The organism is Candidatus Zixiibacteriota bacterium (assembly GCA_021159005.1).
Taxonomy (GTDB): Bacteria; Zixibacteria; MSB-5A5; order UBA10806; family 4484-95; genus JAGGSN01.
The window spans coordinates 1-1,268 of sequence record JAGGSN010000071.1 but is presented as its reverse complement, the minus strand read 5'-3'; the positions used below and the strand labels follow the sequence as shown (position 1 = coordinate 1,268).

Annotated in this window: 1 protein-coding gene; it reads left to right on the top strand. The window is 41.0% G+C overall.

The genetic code is table 11. The features are described from left to right. Window positions 1-65 precede the first annotated feature (65 nt). Window positions 66-1,268, top strand: a complete 1,203-nt coding sequence (locus J7K40_04325; protein ID MCD6161624.1) for an SUMF1/EgtB/PvdO family nonheme iron enzyme — start codon at window positions 66-68, stop codon at window positions 1,266-1,268.

Below are 1,268 nucleotides of genomic sequence, written 5' to 3'. Positions count from 1 at the left end.
TTGAAGTTCAGCTTCAGCGGGGGAAAGCTGAAAAGGTAGGCCTAATCAGCAAAGTAAATTTTGCTATGCTGTCAATCAAAACGCATAAGAACGCCACGGTTTACCTTGATGGTAAAGAGTTAACTCAATTGAATGATATACGACTTGAACCCAGCCGGGTAACAGTTGAGGTCAGAATGCCCAAAGCCGAACCTGTCAACAAGCGGCTTACTCTTAAAAAAGGCGATACATTAACTGTTGATCTTTATCCCGATATACAGACCGGTACAATACAGGTTGTAGTTACTCCCTTTGATGCTAATATTGAGCTTAAGGGCGATGCCGGAGAGTATTATACATCGACAGGCAAGAAGATATTTTCGGATGTACCGATAGGGGAATATAAACTTATTGTAAAAGCCGATAAACACAAAACATATAAAGAATCTTTTACTATTAAAGCAGACGAAAAGCTAAAGAAAAACATAATTCTAATTGAAGGCTCCGATATCATCCAAAACATGATTTTCGTCGAGGGCGGCACATTTACCATGGGTCGAAGCAAAGGAAAAAGCGACAATGATGAAAAACCAGCACATAAAGTTACTCTTAGCAGTTTCTATATTGGCAAATACGAAGTAACTCAGCGGGAATGGAAAGAGATTATGGGTAATAATCCATCAAAATTCAAAGGCGACGATTTACCGGTCGAAAAAGTTAGCTGGTATGATGCTGTGGAGTTTTGCAATAATAAGAGTATAAAAGAGGGATTAACACCTTGTTACATAATAAACAAGAGCAAAAATGACACTAACAACAAATCAGATTATGATAAATTGAAGTGGTTAGTAGCCTGCAATTTCGATGCTAATGGCTACCGTCTGCCAACAGAGGCGGAATGGGAATATGCGGCTCGGGGGGGCAATAAATCACAGGGATACAAGTACAGCGGGAGCGACAACATAAAAGAAGTTGCCTGGTATAATGATAATTCAAAAAAGAAAACGCACAAGGTAGGATTAAAGAGACCAAATGAACTTGGCATATATGACATGACCGGCAATGTATGGGAATGGTGCTGGGACTGGTATGGAAGTTATTCGTCATCAAGTGCAACAAACCCGAAAGGTTCATCATCCGGGATAGCGCGTATTTTGCGCGGCGGTTCATGGGGCAACTTCGATAGGTTCAGCCGTGTTGCGTTCCGAGTCATGTACAACCCTGATAACACGTTCGACAAGTTGGGGTTTCGTGTTATTGTTTCTTTTTCCTCTGTCAAGTCTCCTTAG